Here is a 20,550-nt window from a genome sequence, read left to right on the forward strand (position 1 = left end):
TTTGATGGATATCCTTCACAATCTGGCGCTCGGCGCCGAAGTGGCATTTTCCTGGCAGGGCCTGCTGTTCTGTTTCGTGGGCGTGCTGGTGGGTACCTTCGTGGGCGTGCTGCCCGGCATCGGACCGCTGGCGGCGATTTCGCTTGCTCTGCCGATGACCTATTACCTGTCTCCGCCGATTGCTCTGATCATGCTGGCCGGCATTTTCTACGGCGCCCAGTACGGCGGCTCCATCGCCGCCATTCTCCTCAACCTGCCGGGCACCGCCTCGGCGGCGGTGACCTGTCTCGACGGCAACCAGATGACCAAGCAGGGGCGCGCTGGCGTGGCCTTGTTCACCGCCGCCATCTCGTCCTTCTCCGGTGGCATCGTGGCCATTTTCATGGTGCTCGGGTTCACGCCGATGATTGCGTCCTTCGCCATGGATTTCGGCGCGGTGGATTACTTCTCGATCATGCTGCTGGGCCTGGTGGCGGCCTCCACCCTGTCGGTGGGCTCGCCGCTCAAGGGCATGACCATGGTGATGCTGGGCATCGCCCTGGGACTGGTGGGCACGGACGATACCTCCGGCGCCGAGCGTTTTACCTTCGGCGCCCTGGCGTTGTCCGACGGCATCAGCCTGGTGGCTCTGGCCATGGGGCTGTTCGGGGTGGGTGAAATCCTCGCCAACCTGGGGCAGGAAAAGCGTTCCCCGCTCAAGGCCAGCGGCCTGACCTTCAAATCCATGCTGCCCAAGCGGCACGAATGGCATGGTCTGTGGAAGACCATCCTGCGCGGTTCCGGCATCGGCGCCTTCGTCGGGGCGCTGCCCGGCTCCGGCCCGGCCATCGCCGCCTTCATGTCCTACGCGGCGGAAAAGAAGCTGGCCAAGAACCCGGAAAATTTCGGCAAGGGCGAACTGCGCGGCGTGGCGTCTCCGGAATCCGCCAATAACGCGGCGGTACAGGCGGCGTTCATTCCCACCCTGAGTCTGGGTATCCCCGGCGACGCGGTGATGGCGGTGCTGCTTGGCGCCATGATTTTGCACGGTATCACCCCGGGGCCGGAGCTGGTCACCAGCAATCCGGATATGTTCTGGGGCCTGGTGGTGAGCTTCGGCGTCGGCAACATCATGCTGCTGATTCTGAACCTGCCGCTGATCCGGGTGTGGGTGCGTATGTTGTCGATTCCCTATCACGTGCTGTACCCGGCCATGTTGTTCTTTATCTGCATCGGTGTGTTCTCGGTGCGCTCCAGCGTGTTCGATATCTATACCGCGCTGTTCTTCGGGGTGATCGGCTATTTCCTGATCCGGTTGCGTTTCCCGGCGGCGCCGCTGCTGCTCGGCTTCATTCTCGGGCCGATGATGGAAGTGCATTTCCGCCGCGCGCTGCTGCTTTCCCGGGGCGACTACATGACCTTCTTCAATAGCGTGCCGAGCACCGTGTTCCTGATTCTCACCGCGCTGTTCCTGCTGCTGCCCCTTTGGGCCGCCTTCCGCAAACGCAGCGCGCGCCCGGCCAACCAGGGAGATTGATCGACCATGCGTAACAACTTCATCGCCGGTACCTGGGCCCGGGGCAACGGGGCCCGGCCCAACATCAATCCGTCCGATACCACGGACGTGATCGGAGAATACGCCCAGGCGGACGCCGACCAGACCCGCCAGGCCATTGCCGCCGCCCGGGCCGCCTTCCCGGGCTGGCGCCGCGCCGGTATTCAGGCGCGCGCCGATGCGCTGGACTTCATCGGCCTGGAATTGGCCACCCGCAAGGAAGAACTGGGCCGGCTGCTGTCCCGGGAAGAGGGCAAGACCCTGCCCGAGGGCATCGCCGAGGTGAACCGGGCGGCGCAGATTTTCCGTTTCTTCGCCGGCGAAGTCCTGCGGCCGGGCGGCGAGACGCTGCCCTCGGTGCGCCCCGGCATGGACGTGCACATCACCCGCGAGCCGGTGGGCGTGGTGGGCATCATCACACCGTGGAATTTTCCGATCGCGATTCCCGCCTGGAAAATCGCGCCGGCGCTCGCGTACGGCAACTGCGTGGTATTCAAGCCCGCCGATCTGGTGCCCGGTTCCGGTTGGGCACTGGCGGAGATCATCAGCCGCAGCGGCCTGCCCGAGGGGGTGTTCAACCTGACCATGGGGCGCGGCAGCGTGGTCGGCCAGACTTTGCTGGAAAGCGCCGACGTGGACGCCATCTCCTTTACCGGCTCGGAGAACACCGGAGCCCGGGTAATGGCCACCGCCGGCGCCCGCTTCGCCAAGCTGCAGTTGGAAATGGGGGGCAAGAACCCGCTGGTGGTGCTCGACGATGCCGACCTGGAGCGTGCCGTGGAAGTGGCCGTGCAAGGGGCCTATTTCTCCACCGGCCAGCGCTGCACCGCCTCGTCCCGGTTCATTGTCGAGAAAGGCATCCACGATCGTTTCGTGGACGGCGTGCAACGGCGCCTGTCCGGTTTGAAGGTGGATCACGCCCTGGGCGAAGGCACCGACATCGGCCCGGTGGTGGACCAGAGCCAGCTCGATCAGGACCTCGGCTACGTGGACATCGGTCGCGAGGAGGGCGCGCGCCTGGTGTGTGGCGGTGAGCGTCTGCAACGGGGCAGCGAGGGGTTCTACATGGCCCCGGCCCTGTTCGCCGACACCGACCCGTCCATGCGCATCGCCCGGGAAGAGATTTTCGGCCCGGTGGCCTGTGTGATTCTGGCGGACGATTACGAGCACGCCCTGACCCTGGCCAACGACACCGAGTTTGGTCTGTCCGCGGGTATCTGCACCTCGTCCCTGAAGTATGCTACCCACTTCCGCCACCATGCCGAGGCCGGCATGGTGATGGTCAACACGCCCACCGCCGGTGTCGATTACCATGTGCCGTTTGGCGGTCGTAAAGGCTCAAGCTACGGCTCCCGGGAACAGGGCCGCTACGCGGCGGAGTTCTTCACCACGGTGAAAACCGCCTACGTGGCGCCTTGAGTTATCGCGACTGGGCGGCACTCCGCTTCAGTCGCGATGCGCTTCGGCGTCTTCCCGTCCGGTGTTAAGCTGCCGGCACCAAAAACATTGAACCGGGTGCCGGCAAAAACATGGACGAACGCAAAACCTTCGCGGCGTGCTCCGCGATATTGCTGGTGGTGATGGCGGCCCTGGCGGTGTCGCCGGTGGAGCGTGGAACCTGGCTGATGGAAAATGCCGTGGTGGCCCTGTTCCTGGCGACCCTGTGGGCCACGCGCCGCTGGTTCCGCTTCTCCGCCGGCAACTATGGGCTCATTACCCTGTTTCTGGTTCTCCATGAAATCGGCGCCCACTACACCTACTCGCGGGTTCCCTACGACGCCTGGGCTCGGCAGCTGGCGGGCTTCAGCATCGATGAACTGTTCGGCTGGCAACGCAATCAGTACGACCGCCTGCTGCATCTGCTGTACGGTGTGCTGCTGGTGCTGCCGCTGCGCGAGCTGTGCCGTCGCGTTGCCGGCCTGCGTGGTGTCTGGGCCGGCTTTTTCGCCTTCGCGCTGATTCTTGCCTCGTCGATGATCTACGAACTGATCGAGTGGGGCGCGGCGGAGGTCCTCGGCGATGGCAGCGATCTGTTCCTGGGTACCCAGGGCGACCCCTGGGACGCCCAGAAGGATATGGCCCTGGCGCTGCTGGGCGCGTTGATGGCCCTGGCGCTGGCCGCGCTGGCCGCTGGACGCCGGACGCCGGACGCCGGACGCCGGACGCTGGCCGCCGGACGCTAGACGCCGGACGCTAGACGCTTAACCCGTGGTCTGAAAGGCTTGGTGTGTTTTCTGCGTCTCAGTCAGCTCGCCGTACCTCGCCGCGCCGGGTTGTAGCGTCCGGCGTCCGGCGCCGGCGCGAACGGAAGGGCAACGGCTGACTTGAACGGCGCCGGGCCGGCGGGTGTATGCTGGCCCACGCCGATATCGCCGCCGGAGTCGCTCCATGCCTTACCAATCCCAATACCAGCCGGAAACCCTGGACCGCGCCGCCGTGGACGCCGCCCCCGGCCCCCGGGTGCTGGAATTCGGCACCAACTGGTGTGGCCACTGCCGGGCCGCCCAGCCCTTGATCCAGGCGGCGCTGGCCGACCACCCGGATCTCGAGCACCTCAAGGTGGAGGATGGCAAGGGCCGGCCCCTGGGGCGTTCGTTCCGGGTCAAGCTGTGGCCGACGCTGATCTTTCTGCGCGACGGCGAGGAGGTGGCCCGTCTGGTGCGGCCCGGCGACCCAGCGGAAATCGGTGAGGCCCTGGCGCGCCTCACCGGTTGATCGCGGCTGAAGCGGAACGCCGCCCGGCCGCTCCTACAACCATAGCGAACGCCGCGAGCATCGGCGATCCACCCCGTAGGAGCGGCTTCAGCCGCGATCGGCCCGGCGACGTGCGGTGCTCGCGTCACCGAGAATCGCTCCCTATACTAGCCAAATGGACAGTATCGCCGCCCCCGCCACCCTGGACGACCCGCTCTATTACCTGCGCAACTTCGAGACCGTGCTGCGCTGGGTGAGCCGGTGTCACGGGGATCTGCTCGATGAGGCCGAACGGGCCTTCGTGGCCGGCGTGGCGGCGCTGCCGGTGGCGCCCCGGGCGCTGCTGACGCGCATGGTGATGCGCACCGGCGAACTGTTCCGCGCTGACAAACTGCGCTACCCGGAGATCGGCCCGGCCATGCCGGCGCTGACGGCGCTGGAGGCGGCGGGCTGGGTACGGCGGGACGGTGACCTGGCTCTTGAGGACCTGTTCCGCCTCTACACCAAGGTAGAGCTGGGCCGCGCTCTGGCGCCCCGGCTGGCCGCCGCCGGTCTGGACCGGCACGGTCGCAAGGCGGACTGGCTGGCCACCCTGGCCGAGCAGCCACCCGCGCCCCGCCCGCTGACCGCCTGGGACCCGGACGGCCACCTTCCGCCGGCCTGGCGGCTCACCGTGATGCCGGTGTGCGAGCGCCTGCGGCTGATGTTCTTTGGCAACCTGTACCAGGACTGGCGCGAATTCGTGCTCACCGAGCTGGGCACCTTCCGCTATGAGCGGGTGCGCCTGGACGCCACCACGCGCCCGTATCGCGATCGCGCCGACCTGGACGCCTGGCTGGCCCTGCATGCCTGCCGGCAGCGGTTCGAGGCCGGCGAACCGGTGGCCACCGTGGCCGCCGATCTGCCGGACGGCGACACCGGCAACCCCTGGGTTGAGGAGCGCCGCCACAAGCTGCGTTACAAACTGGCCCGCCAGTGGGAACGGGAGAATGAACTGGAGCGGGCCGAGGCCCTGTACGCGCGATGCCATCATCCGGACGCCCGGGCCCGGCGCCTGCGGGTGCTGGAGCGGCGCGGTGAGTACCGGGCCGCCCTGGCGCTGGCCGGTGAGGCCGCCGCCGCTCCGGAGAGCGAGGCGGAGCGCCAGCACCTGGGCCGGCTGCTGCCGCGCCTGCATCGCAAGCTGGACCTGCCCAGGCCCGGCCCGGCGGCGGCGCCGGACACCGAGCAATGGTCGCTGACCCTGCCGCTGGCCGACCTGATGCGCGTCGGCTCCGTGGAGGGCGCGGTGGCCGCGCACTTCCACCGCGAGGAGGCGCCGGTGTTCTACGTCGAGAACACGCTGCTCACCGGCCTGTTCGGGCTGCTGTGCTGGGAGGCGGTGTTCGCGCCCTTGCCCGGCGCCTTCTTCCACCCGTTCCAGAGCGGCCCGGCGGACCTGCACCGGCCGGATTTCCTGGCCCGGCGCCGGGAGCGGTTCGCCGCCGCCTTCGCCGATCTGGAAAGCGGCCGCCACCGGCGGCGCATTGTCGATACCTTCCACCGTAAATACGGCACTCAATCGCCGTTCGTGCACTGGGGGGCGCTCTCCGAACCGCTGCTGGAACTGGCCCTGGACTGCATTCCCGCCGCCCACCTGGCCCGCCACGGCGAGCGCCTGCTGCGCGACATCAAGGCCAACCGGGCGGGCCTGCCGGATCTGATCCAGTTTTTCCCGGCGCGGCGGGAGTATCGGATGATCGAGGTAAAGGGTCCCGGCGACCGGCTCCAGGACAACCAGCGCCGTTGGCTGGCGTACTTCGCCGAGCAGCGCATGCCGGCGGTGGTCTGCAAGGTGACCTGGGAGGAGCGGTGAGCACGATCGGCGAGGCAACCTCCTATACCGTGGCGGTGCGCGCTTTGTGCGAGTTCACCGCCAAGGCCGGCGACCTGGATCTGCGTTTCACGCCGTCGCCCACCGCCCAGGAGGGCATCGCCGGCCATGCCACCGTCACCGGCCGGCGTGGCCAGGGCTACGAAACGGAAGTGGCGTTGAGCGGTGAGCACCGCCACCTCGGGGTGCGTGGCCGCGCCGATGGCTACGATTCGCGCCGCAACCGGCTGGAGGAGATCAAGACCTTCCGTGGCGACCTGGCTCGCCAGCCCGGCAACCACCGGGCCCTGCACTGGGCCCAGCTCAAGGTCTACGGCGCTTTGCTGTGCCGGGCCCGGGAACTGGACAGCGTGGAGTTGGCGCTGGTCTATTTCGACGTGGTCAAGCAGAAGGAAACGCCACTGCGCGAGACCCACGCCGCCGCCGATCTGGACGCGTTTTTCCAGGACCAGTGCGAGCGTTTCCTGCAATGGGCGGACCGCGAGCTGGCCCACCGCAAGCGCCGGGACGGGCACCTGGCCGCGCTGGTGTTCCCCCACGCGGATTTTCGCCCCGGCCAGCGGGTGTTGGCGGAGTCGGTCTACCAGACCGCCTGCACCGGTCGGGCCCTGCTGGCCCAGGCGCCCACCGGCATCGGCAAGACCCTGGGTACGCTGTTTCCGCTGCTCAAGGCTGCCCCCGGCCAGGGCCTGGACAAGCTGTTCTTCCTCAGCGCCAAGACCCCGGGCCGGCGCCTGGCCCTGGACGCGGTGCGCACCCTGACCCCGGACCCGGTGGCGCCGGCGCCCGGCGACCCGCCCCTGCGCACCCTGGAGCTGATCGCCCGGGAAAAAAGCTGCGAGCACCCGGATCGGGCCTGCCACGGCGAATCCTGCCCGCTGGCGGCGGGCTTCTACGACCGCCTGCCGGCGGCCCGCGCCGCCGCCGCCGGCGAGGCCATGCTCGACCGGGCACGGCTGCGCGAGCTGGCCCTGGAGCACCAGGTCTGCCCCTACTACCTGAGCCAGGAAATGGCACGCTGGAGCGACCTGGTGGTGGGGGACTACAACTATTTCTTTGATTTGTCCGCGCTGCTGCACGGCCTGGCCACGGAGAATCAGTGGCGGGTGGCGGTGCTGGCGGACGAGGCCCACAACCTGGTGGACCGGGCCCGGGGCATGTACAGCGCCGAGCTGGATCAGATCGCTTTCCGGCGCGTCAGGCGCGCGGTGCCAAAGGCGCTCAAGGGCGCCTTCGACCGGCTCAACCGCCAGTGGAACGCGCTCAACAAGGACATCGACGCGGCCCAGCCGGACCGGGACTACCGGGTCCACGACGATCCGCCCCAGGCGTTTCTGTTCGCCCTGCAGCAGATGCTGGCCGCCATCAACGACCACATGGCCGAGCACCCGGAACCCCTGGACGGCGAGCTTACCCGTTTCTATTTCGATGCCCTGCATTTCAACCGGGTGGCGGAGCTTTACGACGGCGACGCCTTCCTGTTCGACAGCGAACGGCTGGCCCCCGCCCGGGGCCGGCCCGGCTCCCGCCTGTGCCTGCGCAACGTGGTGCCGGCGGCGCTGCTGGCGCCGCGCTTCGAGACCGCCCGCGCCGCCGTGCTGTTCTCCGCCACGCTGAGCCCGGCCCGTTATTACGCCGACCTGCTCGGCCTGCCGGCGGACACCGCCTGGGTGGACGTGCCCACCCCGTTCCGCGCCGAGCAGCTTGAGGTGCGCATCGCCCGACGCATCTCCACCCGCTACCGGGACCGTCCGGCCTCCCTGGCGCCCATCGCCGAGCTGATGGGCGGGCAGTACCGGCAACGGCCCGGTAACTATCTGGCGTTCTTCAGCAGTTACGACTATCTGGAGCGGGTGCTGGCGGTGTTCCGCCAGCAATGGCCGGACGTGCCGGTCTGGGCTCAGGAGCGGCGCATGGACGAAAACGCCCGCCAGGATTTTCTGGACCGTTTCCAGGACGGCGGTGAGGGCATCGGCTTCGCGGTGCTGGGCGGCGCCTTCGCGGAAGGTATCGACTTGCCGGGCCGGCGCCTGATCGGCGCCTTCGTGGCCACCCTGGGCCTGCCCCAGGTGAACCCGGTGAACGAACAGTTCAAGGAACGGCTGGCGGCCCTGTTCGGTGACGGCTACGACTACACCTATCTGTACCCGGGGCTGCGCAAGGTAGTGCAGGCCGCCGGCCGGGTAATCCGTACCGGCGACGACGAAGGCGTGGTGCACCTGATCGATGACCGCTTCGGCCGTCATCAGGTGCGAGCCCTGTTGCCGGCCTGGTGGCGGCTGGAGCCGGGACCCGGTTAAACGCCGAACCGCGCCGCCATTTCCAGTAAATCCTCGAACAGGAAATCGTGGTCCTCGGAAAACCGCTTGGCGGGGCCTTTTGGCCCGTATTCCAGCGGCCGTTTCACATAGGCGGTGCGCAGGCCGGCGGCCCGGGCGGCCTCCAGATCATCCTGGTGGGTGGCGACCATCAGCACCTGCTCCGGGCTCACCTGAAAGGTTTCCGCCACGCCGAGGTACATGCGGGGGTCCGGTTTAAAGGTGCCGAAGGTCTCGGCGGAGAGAATACGGCTCCAGGGCAGGTCGCCGTGGCTGGCCAGATCCTCGAGAAGGCTGAGGTTGCCGTTGGACAGGGTGCAGGTAGTGAAGCGTCGCTTCAGCCTGTGCAAGGCCGGCGAACTGTCCGGCCAGGGATCGAGCCGGTGCCAGGCCAGATTCAGATGCCGCTTCTGGCTTTCAGCGAGATCATCGACACCGAATTGTTCCAGTATCTCCTCAAGAATCGAGAAATGGATGTCATCGATCAGCGCCCAGGGCGCTTCCCCGGACACCACCCTGGCCATGGCCGGCTTATAGCCGGCCCGCCAGGCGAGGGTGAAGTCATCGGCGGGCACCGGCAGGTGCAGTGCCCGCACTTCCCGTTCGATGGAACCGAACCAATCAACCACCGTCCCGAATACATCGAAGGAAACCACCTGAATGCTCATTGCCGTCACTTCATGGCTTATTGAGCGTCCACGTTAGCACGATGGCGGGCGGTGCCGTCGTGGTCCTTCTCCCATTGTTCCAGGGTGCCCGGCGCGCCGAGAGGGTAGCCGTTCACCGTCTTGCCGTAGTAGTCCCGGTCCCGGTTGCCGTGGAACGCCTTGATGGTGGCCTCCAGGTCGCCGTCGAAACGCGGGTCCTGGGGGCGCGGCTGACTGTTGATATAGGCGGACAGGTCCCAGGCCTGCTGGTCGGTGAGGCTGCCCGGGCGGCCCAGGGGCATGTTCGCCTTGATGAAATCCGCGCCAGTGTTGACCCGGTGCATGCCGGCGCCCCAGTTGTAGGCATGGGGCCCCCACAACGGCGGGAACACATAATCCTTGGTGGGCTGGTCGGTACCGGGGCGGGCGGTGCCCTGGCCATCGTCGCCATGGCACAGCGCGCAGTGCTCGGTGAACAGGGCGGCGCCCCGCTCCGGCGACGGCGCCTGCGACGGCGCGGCCAGGGCCGGGTAACCCTGGCCGTCCAGGGTCCGGCCGCTGGGCGCGCCGGTGGCCTGCCAGTGCATGTAGGCCTGCAGTGCGGTGACCAGATCGCTGTCCGGCGCCGGTGCAACACCCTTGGCCGAGCCCTGGGCGTTCTCGGAATAGGTGAAGCAGCCGACGATGCGGTCCGCCATGGTGTTGATGCGGTCGTTCTTGCTCCGGTACTTGGGATACAGGCCCCAGGCCGCCCACATGGGGGCGGAATCCGCCTGGCGTCCGCTGTTCAGGTGGCAGTTCACGCAGGCCTGGCCGTTGCCCACGAAGGGCGCGGAATCCGCATGGGTGGGGGTGGCGTTGAAGATGGCGGCGCCCCGGCGGATGACCTCGCCATCCGGGCCGTCCGGCAGGTCGGCCAGCAGCGGTGGCTGGAAGTGGCCTTCCATGGCGTCGGCCCGGCCTGGCGCCGGGTCCGGCCGGGCGGATGCCGGCACGGCGCCCCGGGCGGGCAGGGCGGCCAGCCAGGCCGACACCGCCTTGATCTCCTCGTCACTGAGCTTTTCCGCGATCTGTTTCATCAGGCCGTCGGCGTCGTTGGCGCGGGTGCCGTTCTTCCACGCCTGGAGCTGGCTTTCCAGATAGCCGGCGTGCTGCCCGGCCAGGCCGGGGAAATGCGGCGCCACGCCGCGCGCGCCGTCGCCATGGCAGGCCACGCAGGCAGGCAGATGATCCGCCCAGCGCCCGTTCACCGAGAGCTCCCGGCCGGCGGCCCCGTGGTCGCCGGAGGCGCCGTCGCCGTCGCGAGGAGGCAGACTGGCATAGTAGGTGGCCAGTGCCTGGATCTGCGCGTCCGACAGGCCCTTGGCGATGGGCATCATGATCGGGTTCTGTCGCCGGCCCGCCGCCAGATCGTGCATTTGCTTGGCCAGATAGCCCGCCGGCAGGCCGGCCAGGGACGGGAAGCCGGCGGCGTTGCCGTGGCCGTCCGGCCCATGGCAGCTGGCACAGGGGGCCACGCCAGGGGCGCCCTGGTTGGCCAGGGTTTCGCCGGAGACGGCGGCGGTGGCGGTAAACGGCAGGCCGGCCAGCACGGCGGTGGCCAGCAGGGCCCGGAAGGTCAGCAGGAACAGGGTTGTTCTTTTCATTGGGTGGCTCCCTGACGCGGTGGTGGAAGGGGAGTTGCCTGCGGGCAATTTTGCGTCAAGGAGCCGTGAAGGTAAAGTTTGATTATATGCTTATTCTTATTGGTTATTTTCCTGCCTCGGCATATTGATCCCGCAGGGCCTTACGGTTGAGCTTGCCCACGGCGGTCTTGGGGATGGCGTCGGTGAAGATCACCCGGCGCGGTTTCTTGTAGGACGCCACCTTTTCGGCCACGAAGGCGATCAGGGCGTTCTCGTCCATGCTCTGGCCGGGTTTGAGCGCCACCACGGCGGTCACCGCCTCCACCCATTTTGTGTCCTGGACGCCGATCACCGCGCACTCCGCCACCGCCGGGTGGGCCATCAGCACGTCCTCCACTTCCCGGGGGTACACGTTGTAGCCGCCGGTGATGATCATGTCCGAGGTGCGGTCCTTGAGGTGCAGGTAGCCGCGTTCGTCGAACGCCGCCACGTCCCGGGTGCGCAACCAGCCGCCCTCCATGAACATTTCCTGGTTCAAGGCCGGGGCGTTGTGGTAGCCGGCCATCATCGACGGCGCGCGCACCGCGATCTCGCCAGGCTCGCCGGCGGGCACGTCCTGGCCGGCCTCGTCCACCAGCCGGATTTCCACGTCCAGGGACGGCCGGCCGCAGGCGCCCAGCAGCTCGTCTTCGTGGTCCTCGGGGCGCAGCACCGCGATGGTCAGCGGGCACTCGGTCTGGCCGTAGTACTGCCAGAATTTCTCCCGGCCCCACAGTTGCATGGCCTGCTCGATCACCGGTCTTGGCATGGGCGAGGCGCCGTAGATCACCTGGCGCAAGTGGCTCACATCGGTGGTTATGAAGCGGGGATGGCCGAGCAGCATCTGCAGCATGGTGGGCACCATGTTCACGGCGGTGATGCGTTCCTTCTCGATCAGATCAAGGAAGGCGTCCGGGTCGAAGCCGGGCATGATCACGGTACGCGCGCCGCGCAGCCAGAACGGCAGCACGAACACGCCGGAAGCGTGAATCAGGGAGGCGGCGTGCAACATGGCGTCGTCGCGCTGCACATTGACCAGATTCAGCAGCACGTTACGACAGATGCCCGCGTAGGACGCCTGGGTGTGCTGGGCCGCCTTAAGGGTGCCGGTGGTGCCGGAGGTGAACAGCGTCAGGATCACGTCGTCCGGTTCCACTGTCACGTCCGGCGCCGCCGCGCTGCAGTGCGCGGCGGCGGCCAGCAGATCATCGCCCACGGCGTCGGCGCCGATGCCGTGGCACACCAGCCCCGGGCGCGCCTCGCGCAAGGCCGCCGCCCGTTCCGCCAGGTCGGCGCCGTACAGCAGCACCCCGGCGCCGGTTTCCTCCAGCATGCGGGCGTGCTCCTCCAGGGACAGGCGGGCGTTCAACGGTACCCGGTTGATGCCCGCCTTCACGCAGGCGAAATCCACCGGCACGCTGTACAGGCCGTTGTTGAGCAGCAGGGCGACCCGGTCGCCCCGTTGTAGGCCCCGTTCGATCAGGGCATGGGCCAGTTGATTGCTCAGCGCCTGGGTTTCGCCGAAGGTCAGGCTCTCGTTGCCGAACACGATGGCGGTGCGCCCCGGATTGTAGCCGGCGCCGCGATGAATCAGGTCCAGATAGGTGGTGCTCATCAGACTCTCCCCTTGTAGTTCTGTCCGTTGTTGTTCGGGATGGTGTCGTTATTCGAATTCGCCGTGGCGGCCGGCGCCCTTGGCGAAGCGGTCCGCGCCGGCGATGGCTTCCTCGAAGACGATCGGGTAGCCGCCGGCGCCTTCCCGCCGCAGCGCCTCCGCCAGATCGTGGTCCCACTGGCCGTAGGCGGAGGCCCGATCCGCCTTCATGCACTGTTGCGGGAAGCCGGCGATCTGGCGGGCCAGGGTCTCGGCGGCTTCAACAGCGGTGCCGTCGTCCACCACCCGGTTGGCCAGGCCCATTTGCAAGGCTTCCTCGGCGCCCACCGGGCGGCCGGTAAGAATCATGTCCAGGGCGCGGCCCTGGCCGACGATGCGCGGCAGGCGCACCGTGCCGCCGTCGATCAGCGGCACCCCCCAGCGCCGGCAGAACACGCCGAACACCGCCGAGCGTTCCGCCACGCGCAGATCGCACAGCAGCGAAAGTTCCAGACCGCCCGCCACCGCGTGGCCGGACACCGCCGCGATCACCGGCTTGCTCAGCATCATGCGGCTGGGCCCCATGGGACCCGGGCCGGTACCCTGGGGCTCCACCTCGTTGCGCCGCTCCGGATCGCCCAGGGCGGCCAGGTCGGCGCCGGCGCAGAAGGTGCCGCCGGCACCGGCCAGCACCGCCACCCGCGCTTCTTCGTCGGCCTCGAAGGCCTCGAAGGCGGCGCGCAGCGCGGTGGCGGTGGGCCGGTCCACCGCATTGCGTTTCTCCGGGCGGTTGATGATGATCGTGCGCACCGGGCCGTTGGTGCGGGTCAGAACAAGGGATGCGGACACGGCGGACTCCTCGCGACCGGGTCGGATACCCGGTTTATTACATGTTTTGTCTATTTGTTCCAAATTAGGATATATTTCAAAGAATGTCCAGATCAGACAGTTCAAGTTATAAAAAGATCGGTACGAAAACCGGCCAAAAAGCCGGTGCACGGAGCCGGGCCGCCGATCCTCCCCTCGCCGCTGGCGACCTGGTACTGGACCTGCTCTCTACCCACGACGCCCACCAACTGACCGTGGCCGCCCTGTGCCACGCCGCGGAAATCTGCGGCGTGCGCCCTCAGAACGTGCGCGTCGCGCTCAACCGCCTGTTGGCTCAGGGCAAGCTGGACAGCCCGGAACGAGGCCTCTACCGGCTCGACACCGGCGGCAGCGGGCTATTCGCGGAAGTGGCCAACTGGCTGCGCCGTGAGCAGCAAGCGGTGCCCTGGAGGGGAGGCTGGGCGGCGGTGCTCGACAGCGCCGTGCCGCGCGGTGAAAAAACCGCCTGGCGCCGGCACGAACGGGCCCTCACCTTGCGCGGCCTGCGCAAACTCGGTGACACCGGCCTGCGCCTGCGCCCGGACAACCTGACCGGCGGCATCGACGGCCTGCGCCACGATCTGCGGCGACTGGGCCTGGCCGACGGCGCCCGGGTGTTCCGCGCCGCCGACTTCGACGCCACCGACGAACAAGCCGCCCGCGGCCTGTGGGATACCGCCGCCCTTGGCCGTCAGTACCGCGACATGGAAAAGCGCCTCGCCACCAGCCACCGCAAGCTGGCCCGCCAGGCACCGGAACAGGCCGCCCGCGACAGCCTGCTCCTCGGCCGCGCCGCCATCCGCTGCATCCTCCACGACCCGCTGCTCCCCGACGAACTCATGGACCAGGCCCCGCGCCACCGCCTGATCGAGCGCATGGGGGCCTACCAGCGTGATGCCAAGGCGATCTGGATGGGGTTGCTTGACGCGGTTTGACGAGGTTCACGTTTTCGCCCAAAAACCGTTAAGACGCGCTTTTTTCCTACAGCGGCCTTAAGAGATTTCTTACAAGCGCGGCGCCGTTCCGTTGCTAACCTCCCGGGTGCAAATGTTTGCTTTCTGTCCACTGGGGGACGGAGGGCCAGGACAATCTGGGGGAAAGGCATGGAAACGCCGCTGGCCAGCCATGGAGGCTGGTTTCGTCTTGTCGTCTGTTTTTGTTTTTTGTTCATCCTGCCGCTGAACGGGCAGGCCGGTCCCGCCGAGGGGCGGCAATGGCTGCTCGGCCAGATTCAGCAGGATGGGTCGCTGAACAGTGAGGCCACCCTGGCCACCGCGTTCCAGGCCACCACGGAGAGCGTGGAAACCTTTCGGATTCAGCCGGACGCGGAGCCCGGCGACCTCTCCGGCGTCGCCGCCTATCTGGCCGCCGCCGCGCCGGACCGGAGCGCCGAGAATCTGGCCCGGCGCCTGATCGCTTCGCACGCTCTGGGGCTGGATTTCAATGCCGATCGGCAGGCGCTGATGGCCAGGCAACGTGCCTATTCCGGTTTTGGCGCGTTTCCCGGCCACGATGCCGACGCGGTCAGTACCGCCTTCGCCTTGCGGGCCTTGCACCGGCTGGGCGTGACCCAGGAGCCCGCGGCGTATTCGCTTCAATACCTTCTCGACAGCCAGCTCGACAGCGGCGGCTGGGCACTGGACGGTGAGAATGCCCAGGTGCAGACCACCGCCCTGGCCATGCATGCGCTCTGGCTATACCGCAACCAGTACCAGGTGGCCGCCGCGCTCGACGCGGCCCAGTCGTTTTTGCTCGGTGAGCGTGACGGAGACCTGTGGGCGGATACCGAACAATCGGCGCTGGCCTTGATCGCCCTTTTGTCCCGGGCCGTGGATCGTTCCCCCTATGAACCGGCGTTACAGGCTCTGGCGAACCGTCAGAATCCCGCCGGGGATCTCGATGGCGATGTCCACGCCACCGCGCTGGCCCTTCGGGTATTGGCGCTGGGATCGCTTCCTCCGCGGGATCTCACCCGGCTCACCGGCAGTCTGGTGGACGCGCAAACCGGCCAGCCCCTGGCGGATGGCCGGGTAAGTCTTTCCGGCAGTGATACCCGGGAAGCCCGGACCGGCGCCGATGGCGCCTTTCTGTTCGAGAACCTGCCCACCGGCCAGTATCGGATCGAGGCGGGCAAGGCCGGCTACGGTACCCTGGTGCTCAACACCGTGGTGCAAACCGGCGACAAGCGGGATCTGGGCAGTCTGGCTCTGGACGTACGGCAAACCGATCCCGACACCGGCGAACCGGTGTCCACCGGACTTCTTCGCGGGCGGGTGACCGCCAGCGAAGACGGCGCCGCCCTGGCCGGCGCCACCCTGACGTTGGGAGGCTCCGGTCGCTCCGTGACCACGGGCCCCGACGGCCGCTACGTGATCGGTGACATCGCCGCCGGTCCGGTCACGGTGACCGCCTCCGCGCCGGGTTATCGGACTGCCGTGGGCAGCGCCGAGATTCAGGCGGGGCAGACCCTGGTGTTCTCGCCGGCCTTGCGTGTCGCCGTGACGCTGGGTGTGAACGTGGAGGGCCGGGTCACGGCGCAGGCCTCCGGTGACGCGGTGGCCGGCGCGCTGGTTAGCGCCCGGGTCGGCGATACCACGAAATCCGTGAGCACGGACGCACAAGGCGATTATCGCCTGACCAGCTTGCCCGCCGGGGAGGTGGCGCTCACCGTCAACGCCGATGGCTATGCCTCCGTGTCTGGTCAGGCGCAAGCCGACGACGGCGATACCTTGTCATTCTCGCCACGGCTTGTCCCCGTGGGCGAGCCGCCGGTTTCCCTGCCCGGCGGCTTCCGTGGCGTGGTCGTGGACGGCATCACCGGGCGAGGTATCGAAGGCGCTGAAATCCGGGTGGAGTACGAAGGCGGCTCCGAGAGCCAGGTCACCGACGCCGACGGTCACTTCCTCATCGATACGCTGAGCGCGGGGGACGTCGGTTTGATCATCAGTGCCCCGGGCCATGCATCGGTCAGCGCGACGGCGCGGGTGGAAGCCGGCTTCATCAGCGATGTGGGCGAGGTGGAACTCACTCCCCTGGACGAGGCGGTGAACAGTGTCGCCGGCCGGGTGGTGGATGTGCGTACCGGCGAACCACTGGAAGGCGTGCTGGCCCAGGTTAAATCGGGGGCCTCCTCATCCACGGTGGTGGCCGAGGCTCTCAGTGGTCCGGACGGCGGTTTCGAAGTGCTTGGATTGCGTCTGGACGACTATGTTTTGGTGCTGTCGCTCACCGATTACCAGGATCTCTCGGTTCCCTTCCTGATCGCTTCCGGCGGTGTACTGGAAATGGGCGAGCTGCGCATGCGGCCGCCCGGTATCGATGCCCTGCTGCCGGATCTGGCCATACAGAGCACCGCGACCGGTGGCCTCTCTTCCGACCCGGATACCTTCGCGGCCAGTGGCGATCTGGACGTGGTGGTCATTAACCGCGGTAACACGGCGCTGGATCAGAGTTTCCGCGTGTTGGCCTTCAGCGACCGGGATCGCGATGGCGTCTTCGACCCGGACACGGATGTAGCGCTCGGGGAACAGATCGTCGACGGGGCGCTTGATGTGGATACCACCCGACTGATCTCCATTGCCGTGGACGGGCCTCTCCCGTTCCGCGATGCACCGATCACGGTGATGCTCGACGCCGATGAAGCGATCTCCGAACTGTCCGAGACCAACAATCTGGAAAGTACCGCCGGGGAGTGTGTGAACAACCAGAAGCCGTATCTGGATCTGGCCTTGTGCCTGGATGCGTCCGGCAGCGTCAGCCGTTCCGAGTTCCAACTGCAATTGGAAGGCACGGCCCGGGCCATCGAGAACCCGGATATCGTGCCACGTGACGGTTCGGTGCGGCTTTCCCTTCTGCAGTTCAGCAGCTCGGATCGCCTGGAAATCAACCCGACGCTTGTCGAGGAAGATAATGTGGCCGATCTGGCGGATGCCATCCGGGCGGTGCCGAAAATGGGCGGCGGCACTTCCATCCATCAGTGTATTGATGGCGCCGCCAACACCATCACCCAGACCACGCCGGCGGCGGCGCTGCGAGTGATTGACGTCTCCACCGACGGCCAGTCCAGCCAATCCTCCGCCGTGGCCGCCGCCAATCGCGCCCGTGATGGCGGCGTGGATGTGCTCAATGCCATTGGCGTGGGCAGTGGCGCCAACGAAAACCTGCTCAACGCCATCGTTTTCCCCGAACCGGTGGGCGGCGACCGTGGCTTCGTGCTGATGGTCGACAGCTACGAGGAATACATTGAGGGCATCGCCGGCAAGATCGCCAAGGAAACCCGTATTCCCGATCTTACCGTGGGCGGCCTGAAACTGGTGGATCACGGAACCGGCGAACCGGTCAGTGTGGAAGTAGTGGTCGGCAACGCCGGCTCCGCGGCGATCACCGAGGACATTACCGTCACGTTCTTCGACGGCGACGCCAACACCGGCGAGGTAATCGGAGAGGTCACGTTGCAAGAAGGCATCGAAGCCGGCGCTTTCCGCACCGTCGGCCTGGACGATGTGCCGGTGGCGGCCCTGCACAATGGCACCGTGCGCGCCGCTGCTGAAATCGCCGGCAACGTGTCGGAGTGCAATACCGGCAACAACGGTGTGAACATCCCGGTCACCGTGCAGCGGGGTGAAGTGTCCCTGGGACTGTCGTCCAGCGCGCCGTCACCCATGGAATTGCTAGGGATTGATGCTCTGGTCGGCAATATCGGCGCGGTGGCCGGCGACTATCGGGTAACGCTGCGTATCGAGGATACCAATGGGGTGTTGGTGGCGGACCTTGGAGAGCACGCCGTCGACGAACTGGCCGCCGGCCAGCAGTACCAACACACCGAGGAATGGGATACCGGTGTCACGCTGACCGGTGCTTATCGGGCCGTGGCCGACCTCTATAACGCCTCGGGCCGTCTGCTGGACAGTGACCAGGCCGCTTTCCGGATCACCGAGGAGGGGGACCCGTTCGATCCGGTGGCGGCGGTCCGGGTTGGCGCGGACCGGGCCGAATACCGTCTCGGTGATACCGTGATGATCGAGAGTTCGCTGAGCAACACCAGCCTCGGCACACCGATCCCGGCCCCCCGTTATCGCCTTGTGGTGGCCGGCCCTGACGGGCAGGTGGTGCTGAGCGAGGAGACCACGTTGAGCGGCCTGGCCATTGGCCAGGTGCTGACCCTGCCGGACCGGCTTACTCTGGCTGACCTTCCGGTCGGTGACTACGCGGTAACCGGTACCCTGTTCGCCAGTAACGACCAGGTGCTCGCCCGGGACCAGGCCGGTTTCTCGGTCGCCGCCGATCCGCTCCGTGCCTTGCAGGGCGGTGTCTCCGTCGAAGCAGAGTCGGTCTTCCTGGGCGATGCCCAGAGCTGCCACTTCCGACTGCGTAACAGCGGTGAACAGGTCCTGGAAGACATCGGCGTGCGGCGGGCGCGTGTCGACCTGGATAACCAGATCGAGCTTGCGGATGAAGACGCCACGGTGACCCTGGCGCCTGGTGAGGAAAGGACCTTCACGGATACCTTCAGCACCGCCGGGTTCAATCTTACCCGCCACGCCTGCGTGCTTCAGGTCGCCCACGACGGCGAAAGCCGGGATCTCGGCAACGCCACCTTCCAGATCACCGAACCGCCCGTGTCCCTGGAGGCCGGCCTTAGCCTGAGTGGTGGCCCCCGCCTGCTGGTGTTGGTGGATAAGAAGGTGTCCACCTGCATGGCGGTCAGGACCCTGACTCTCGAAGCCGTTTTCCCGGAGACCTTGTCGCCCTTCGCTCTGGTTCACGCCAAGGTGCTCGGTCGGCATTTCCGGATAGAGGACATGGAGTCCGCCACGCCCCGTTTCTTCGATGGTCCGGTGAACCATGGTGATGGCCACAATGTGGATCTTACTTTGATGGATCTTGACCGGGAGCGGTTGACGGTACGGCTGCAAGGCGAGGGTCTGGTCGACGGTGACTATTCCCTTAAAGCGTTCTATCCGGCCTTCCTGTTCCTGCACAAAGACCTGGATAGTGGCGAAGTTCACTTTGAATGCGGTGAGCCTCCGCGACCGGGTGACGTGCTGGGCGATTTCAAGGTCACCGAGGTGGAGCTGGTGGAAAAATTGCGCCGGGACGGCGGTGAGCCGGAAGTGCCCGTGATCGCCGCGCAACGCCAATGGCTTGATGACACCCTGGCCGAGCGGGATTACACCCTGGTGGACTCCCTGGATGCCTTCGGAGCGGCGGTACGCTCTGGCGATTATCAACAATACCTGCTGTTGGCTGACCGTATACCGGTGGAGCACTGGACCGCCAAACAACTCCGGGAGGCGGTGAATCGTGGCGAAGGGCTGGTTTACGCCGCCGGCAATCTGCCCGAGGCCGGCCCGCTGCATGAAGCCTTGGGTATCCAACCTCACCGTGAACGGCACGGGTTCGGCTGGCACCACCATCATGAGCCGCGCCAGGGCGATTACGCCGACGGCGTGTTGATGGAGCGCTCGCCGCTGGGCGATGCCGGTGTCCTGCCGTTTGCTCTCAACCGTGAGCTGGCGCTGGTGCATCGCGGGAACAGCCACGTGGCCGGTCATTACCAGAACCTGCGTCTGGGCGGCGGCCATGGCCGTGGCCGTCACTGCCCGTTGTACCCCGTCGAGCATCCGGCGGTGACGTATCGGGATTACGGCCAGGGCCGGACCGTGTTCGCCGGCTTCGACCTCGCCGCGGAAGGCACCGCCGAGCCCTCCACGCAGCGCTATGCCGAGTTGCTCGACGGCATGCTCGCCTTCACCGAAACCGACCTGACCATCACGCGCTCCGGCGCCGTGGTGCCGGTCACCCTGACGGTGGAGAACAACGGGCCGGCGGTGGCCGTGGAAGCGCGCCTGACGCTGGAAGACGGCGGCGAGGTACTGACGACGCTGCCGCGAACCGGCAATGGCCAACCGGTCTGGCAATTCGAGCTGGCGGAGAGAGAAACGCGCTCCCTGCGTGCCTGGGTACGCCCGGATTATCGGCAGGGCGTGAGCGACCTTTCCGCAACGTTGCAAGCGAGCGCGCCAAGCGGTGCCGCCAAGACCTTTGAAGAGGCCCTGCGCATCGAACTGCGCGCGGACGCCCCCGAGACCCTGCCAGCGATTGAATCCTCGGTTCGTCAGGCGCTCTGGCAAGCACCCTGGGACCTGGCTCTGAAACACGCGGCGCTGAGCCTGCATCAAGCCGGCCACGCCCGGGAGCATGGCCGAACCGGGGATGCGATCAAACTGGCGCTTAAAGCCACCACGTCGTTGCAGGCATCCCGGCACCGGGATGCCGATGAATTGCGACGTCGCCTGGACTGGGTGATCTGGGCTCTCAACAAGGAAGGGAACTAGGGGGAATCATGCAAGGACGACA

At 67.1% G+C, this 20,550-nt stretch carries 12 protein-coding genes; 8 read left to right on the plus strand and 4 right to left on the minus strand.

The window, feature by feature from the left end; genetic code table 11:
* Positions 1 to 4 precede the first annotated feature (4 nt).
* The 6 genes from ACLD02_RS06540 (at position 5) to ACLD02_RS06565 (ending at position 8,401) form a co-directional block, all read left to right on the plus strand.
* Positions 5 to 1,516: a tripartite tricarboxylate transporter permease gene (locus ACLD02_RS06540; protein ID WP_203104819.1), complete on the plus strand. Its 1,512-nt coding sequence runs from the start codon at positions 5 to 7 to the stop codon at positions 1,514 to 1,516.
* 6 nt (positions 1,517 to 1,522) lie between these two features.
* Positions 1,523 to 2,953, plus strand: a complete 1,431-nt coding sequence (locus ACLD02_RS06545) for an aldehyde dehydrogenase family protein (protein ID WP_203104818.1) — start codon at positions 1,523 to 1,525, stop codon at positions 2,951 to 2,953.
* A gap of 110 nt (positions 2,954 to 3,063) precedes the next feature.
* On the plus strand, positions 3,064 to 3,717 hold the full coding sequence (locus ACLD02_RS06550) for a DUF2238 domain-containing protein (RefSeq protein WP_410298246.1): 654 nt from the start codon (positions 3,064 to 3,066) through the stop codon (positions 3,715 to 3,717).
* 205 nt (positions 3,718 to 3,922) lie between these two features.
* Entirely contained in the window at positions 3,923 to 4,249 is a 327-nt protein-coding gene (locus ACLD02_RS06555; RefSeq protein WP_203104816.1) for a thioredoxin family protein, read from the plus strand.
* A 154-nt stretch (positions 4,250 to 4,403) separates the two neighbouring features.
* A complete protein-coding gene (locus ACLD02_RS06560) occupies positions 4,404 to 6,083 on the plus strand; it encodes a VRR-NUC domain-containing protein (protein ID WP_410298247.1) in 1,680 nt (559 codons plus the stop codon).
* Positions 6,084 to 6,088: 5 nt separating this feature from the next.
* A complete protein-coding gene (locus ACLD02_RS06565; RefSeq protein WP_203104995.1) occupies positions 6,089 to 8,401 on the plus strand; it encodes an ATP-dependent DNA helicase in 2,313 nt (770 codons plus the stop codon).
* Here the strand turns inward: ACLD02_RS06565 and ACLD02_RS06570 are convergent.
* The 4 genes from ACLD02_RS06570 to ACLD02_RS06585 form a co-directional block, all read right to left on the minus strand.
* Positions 8,398 to 9,087 (minus strand): haloacid dehalogenase type II, encoded by a 690-nt coding sequence (locus ACLD02_RS06570; protein WP_410298248.1) that lies wholly within the window; start codon positions 9,085 to 9,087, stop codon positions 8,398 to 8,400. The two genes, ACLD02_RS06565 and ACLD02_RS06570, sit on opposite strands and share 4 nt — an antisense overlap.
* A gap of 17 nt (positions 9,088 to 9,104) precedes the next feature.
* The gene (locus ACLD02_RS06575) at positions 9,105 to 10,712 is read right to left on the minus strand and encodes a c-type cytochrome (protein WP_410298249.1); all 1,608 of its coding nucleotides are present in this window, start codon (positions 10,710 to 10,712) and stop codon (positions 9,105 to 9,107) included.
* A 103-nt stretch (positions 10,713 to 10,815) separates the two neighbouring features.
* Positions 10,816 to 12,345, minus strand: a complete 1,530-nt coding sequence (locus tag ACLD02_RS06580) for an AMP-binding protein (protein ID WP_203104812.1) — start codon at positions 12,343 to 12,345, stop codon at positions 10,816 to 10,818.
* Positions 12,346 to 12,393: 48 nt separating this feature from the next.
* Positions 12,394 to 13,173, minus strand: a complete 780-nt coding sequence (locus ACLD02_RS06585) for a crotonase/enoyl-CoA hydratase family protein (RefSeq protein ID WP_410298250.1) — start codon at positions 13,171 to 13,173, stop codon at positions 12,394 to 12,396.
* 83 nt (positions 13,174 to 13,256) lie between these two features.
* Here ACLD02_RS06585 and ACLD02_RS06590 point away from each other — a divergent pair, with 83 nt between their 5' ends.
* Together ACLD02_RS06590 and ACLD02_RS06595 are read left to right on the plus strand one after the other, a co-directional pair.
* Positions 13,257 to 14,126, plus strand: a complete 870-nt coding sequence (locus ACLD02_RS06590) for a PaaX family transcriptional regulator C-terminal domain-containing protein (protein ID WP_410298251.1) — start codon at positions 13,257 to 13,259, stop codon at positions 14,124 to 14,126.
* 168 nt (positions 14,127 to 14,294) lie between these two features.
* Complete coding sequence (locus ACLD02_RS06595) at positions 14,295 to 20,528, plus strand: carboxypeptidase regulatory-like domain-containing protein (protein WP_410298252.1); 6,234 nt, start codon at positions 14,295 to 14,297, stop codon at positions 20,526 to 20,528.
* Positions 20,529 to 20,550: the final 22 nt, after the last annotated feature.

The sequence above is a fragment of the Alloalcanivorax sp. C16-2 genome (genome assembly GCF_046507615.1).
Taxonomy (GTDB): Bacteria; Pseudomonadota; Gammaproteobacteria; order Pseudomonadales; family Alcanivoracaceae; genus Alloalcanivorax; species Alloalcanivorax marinus_A.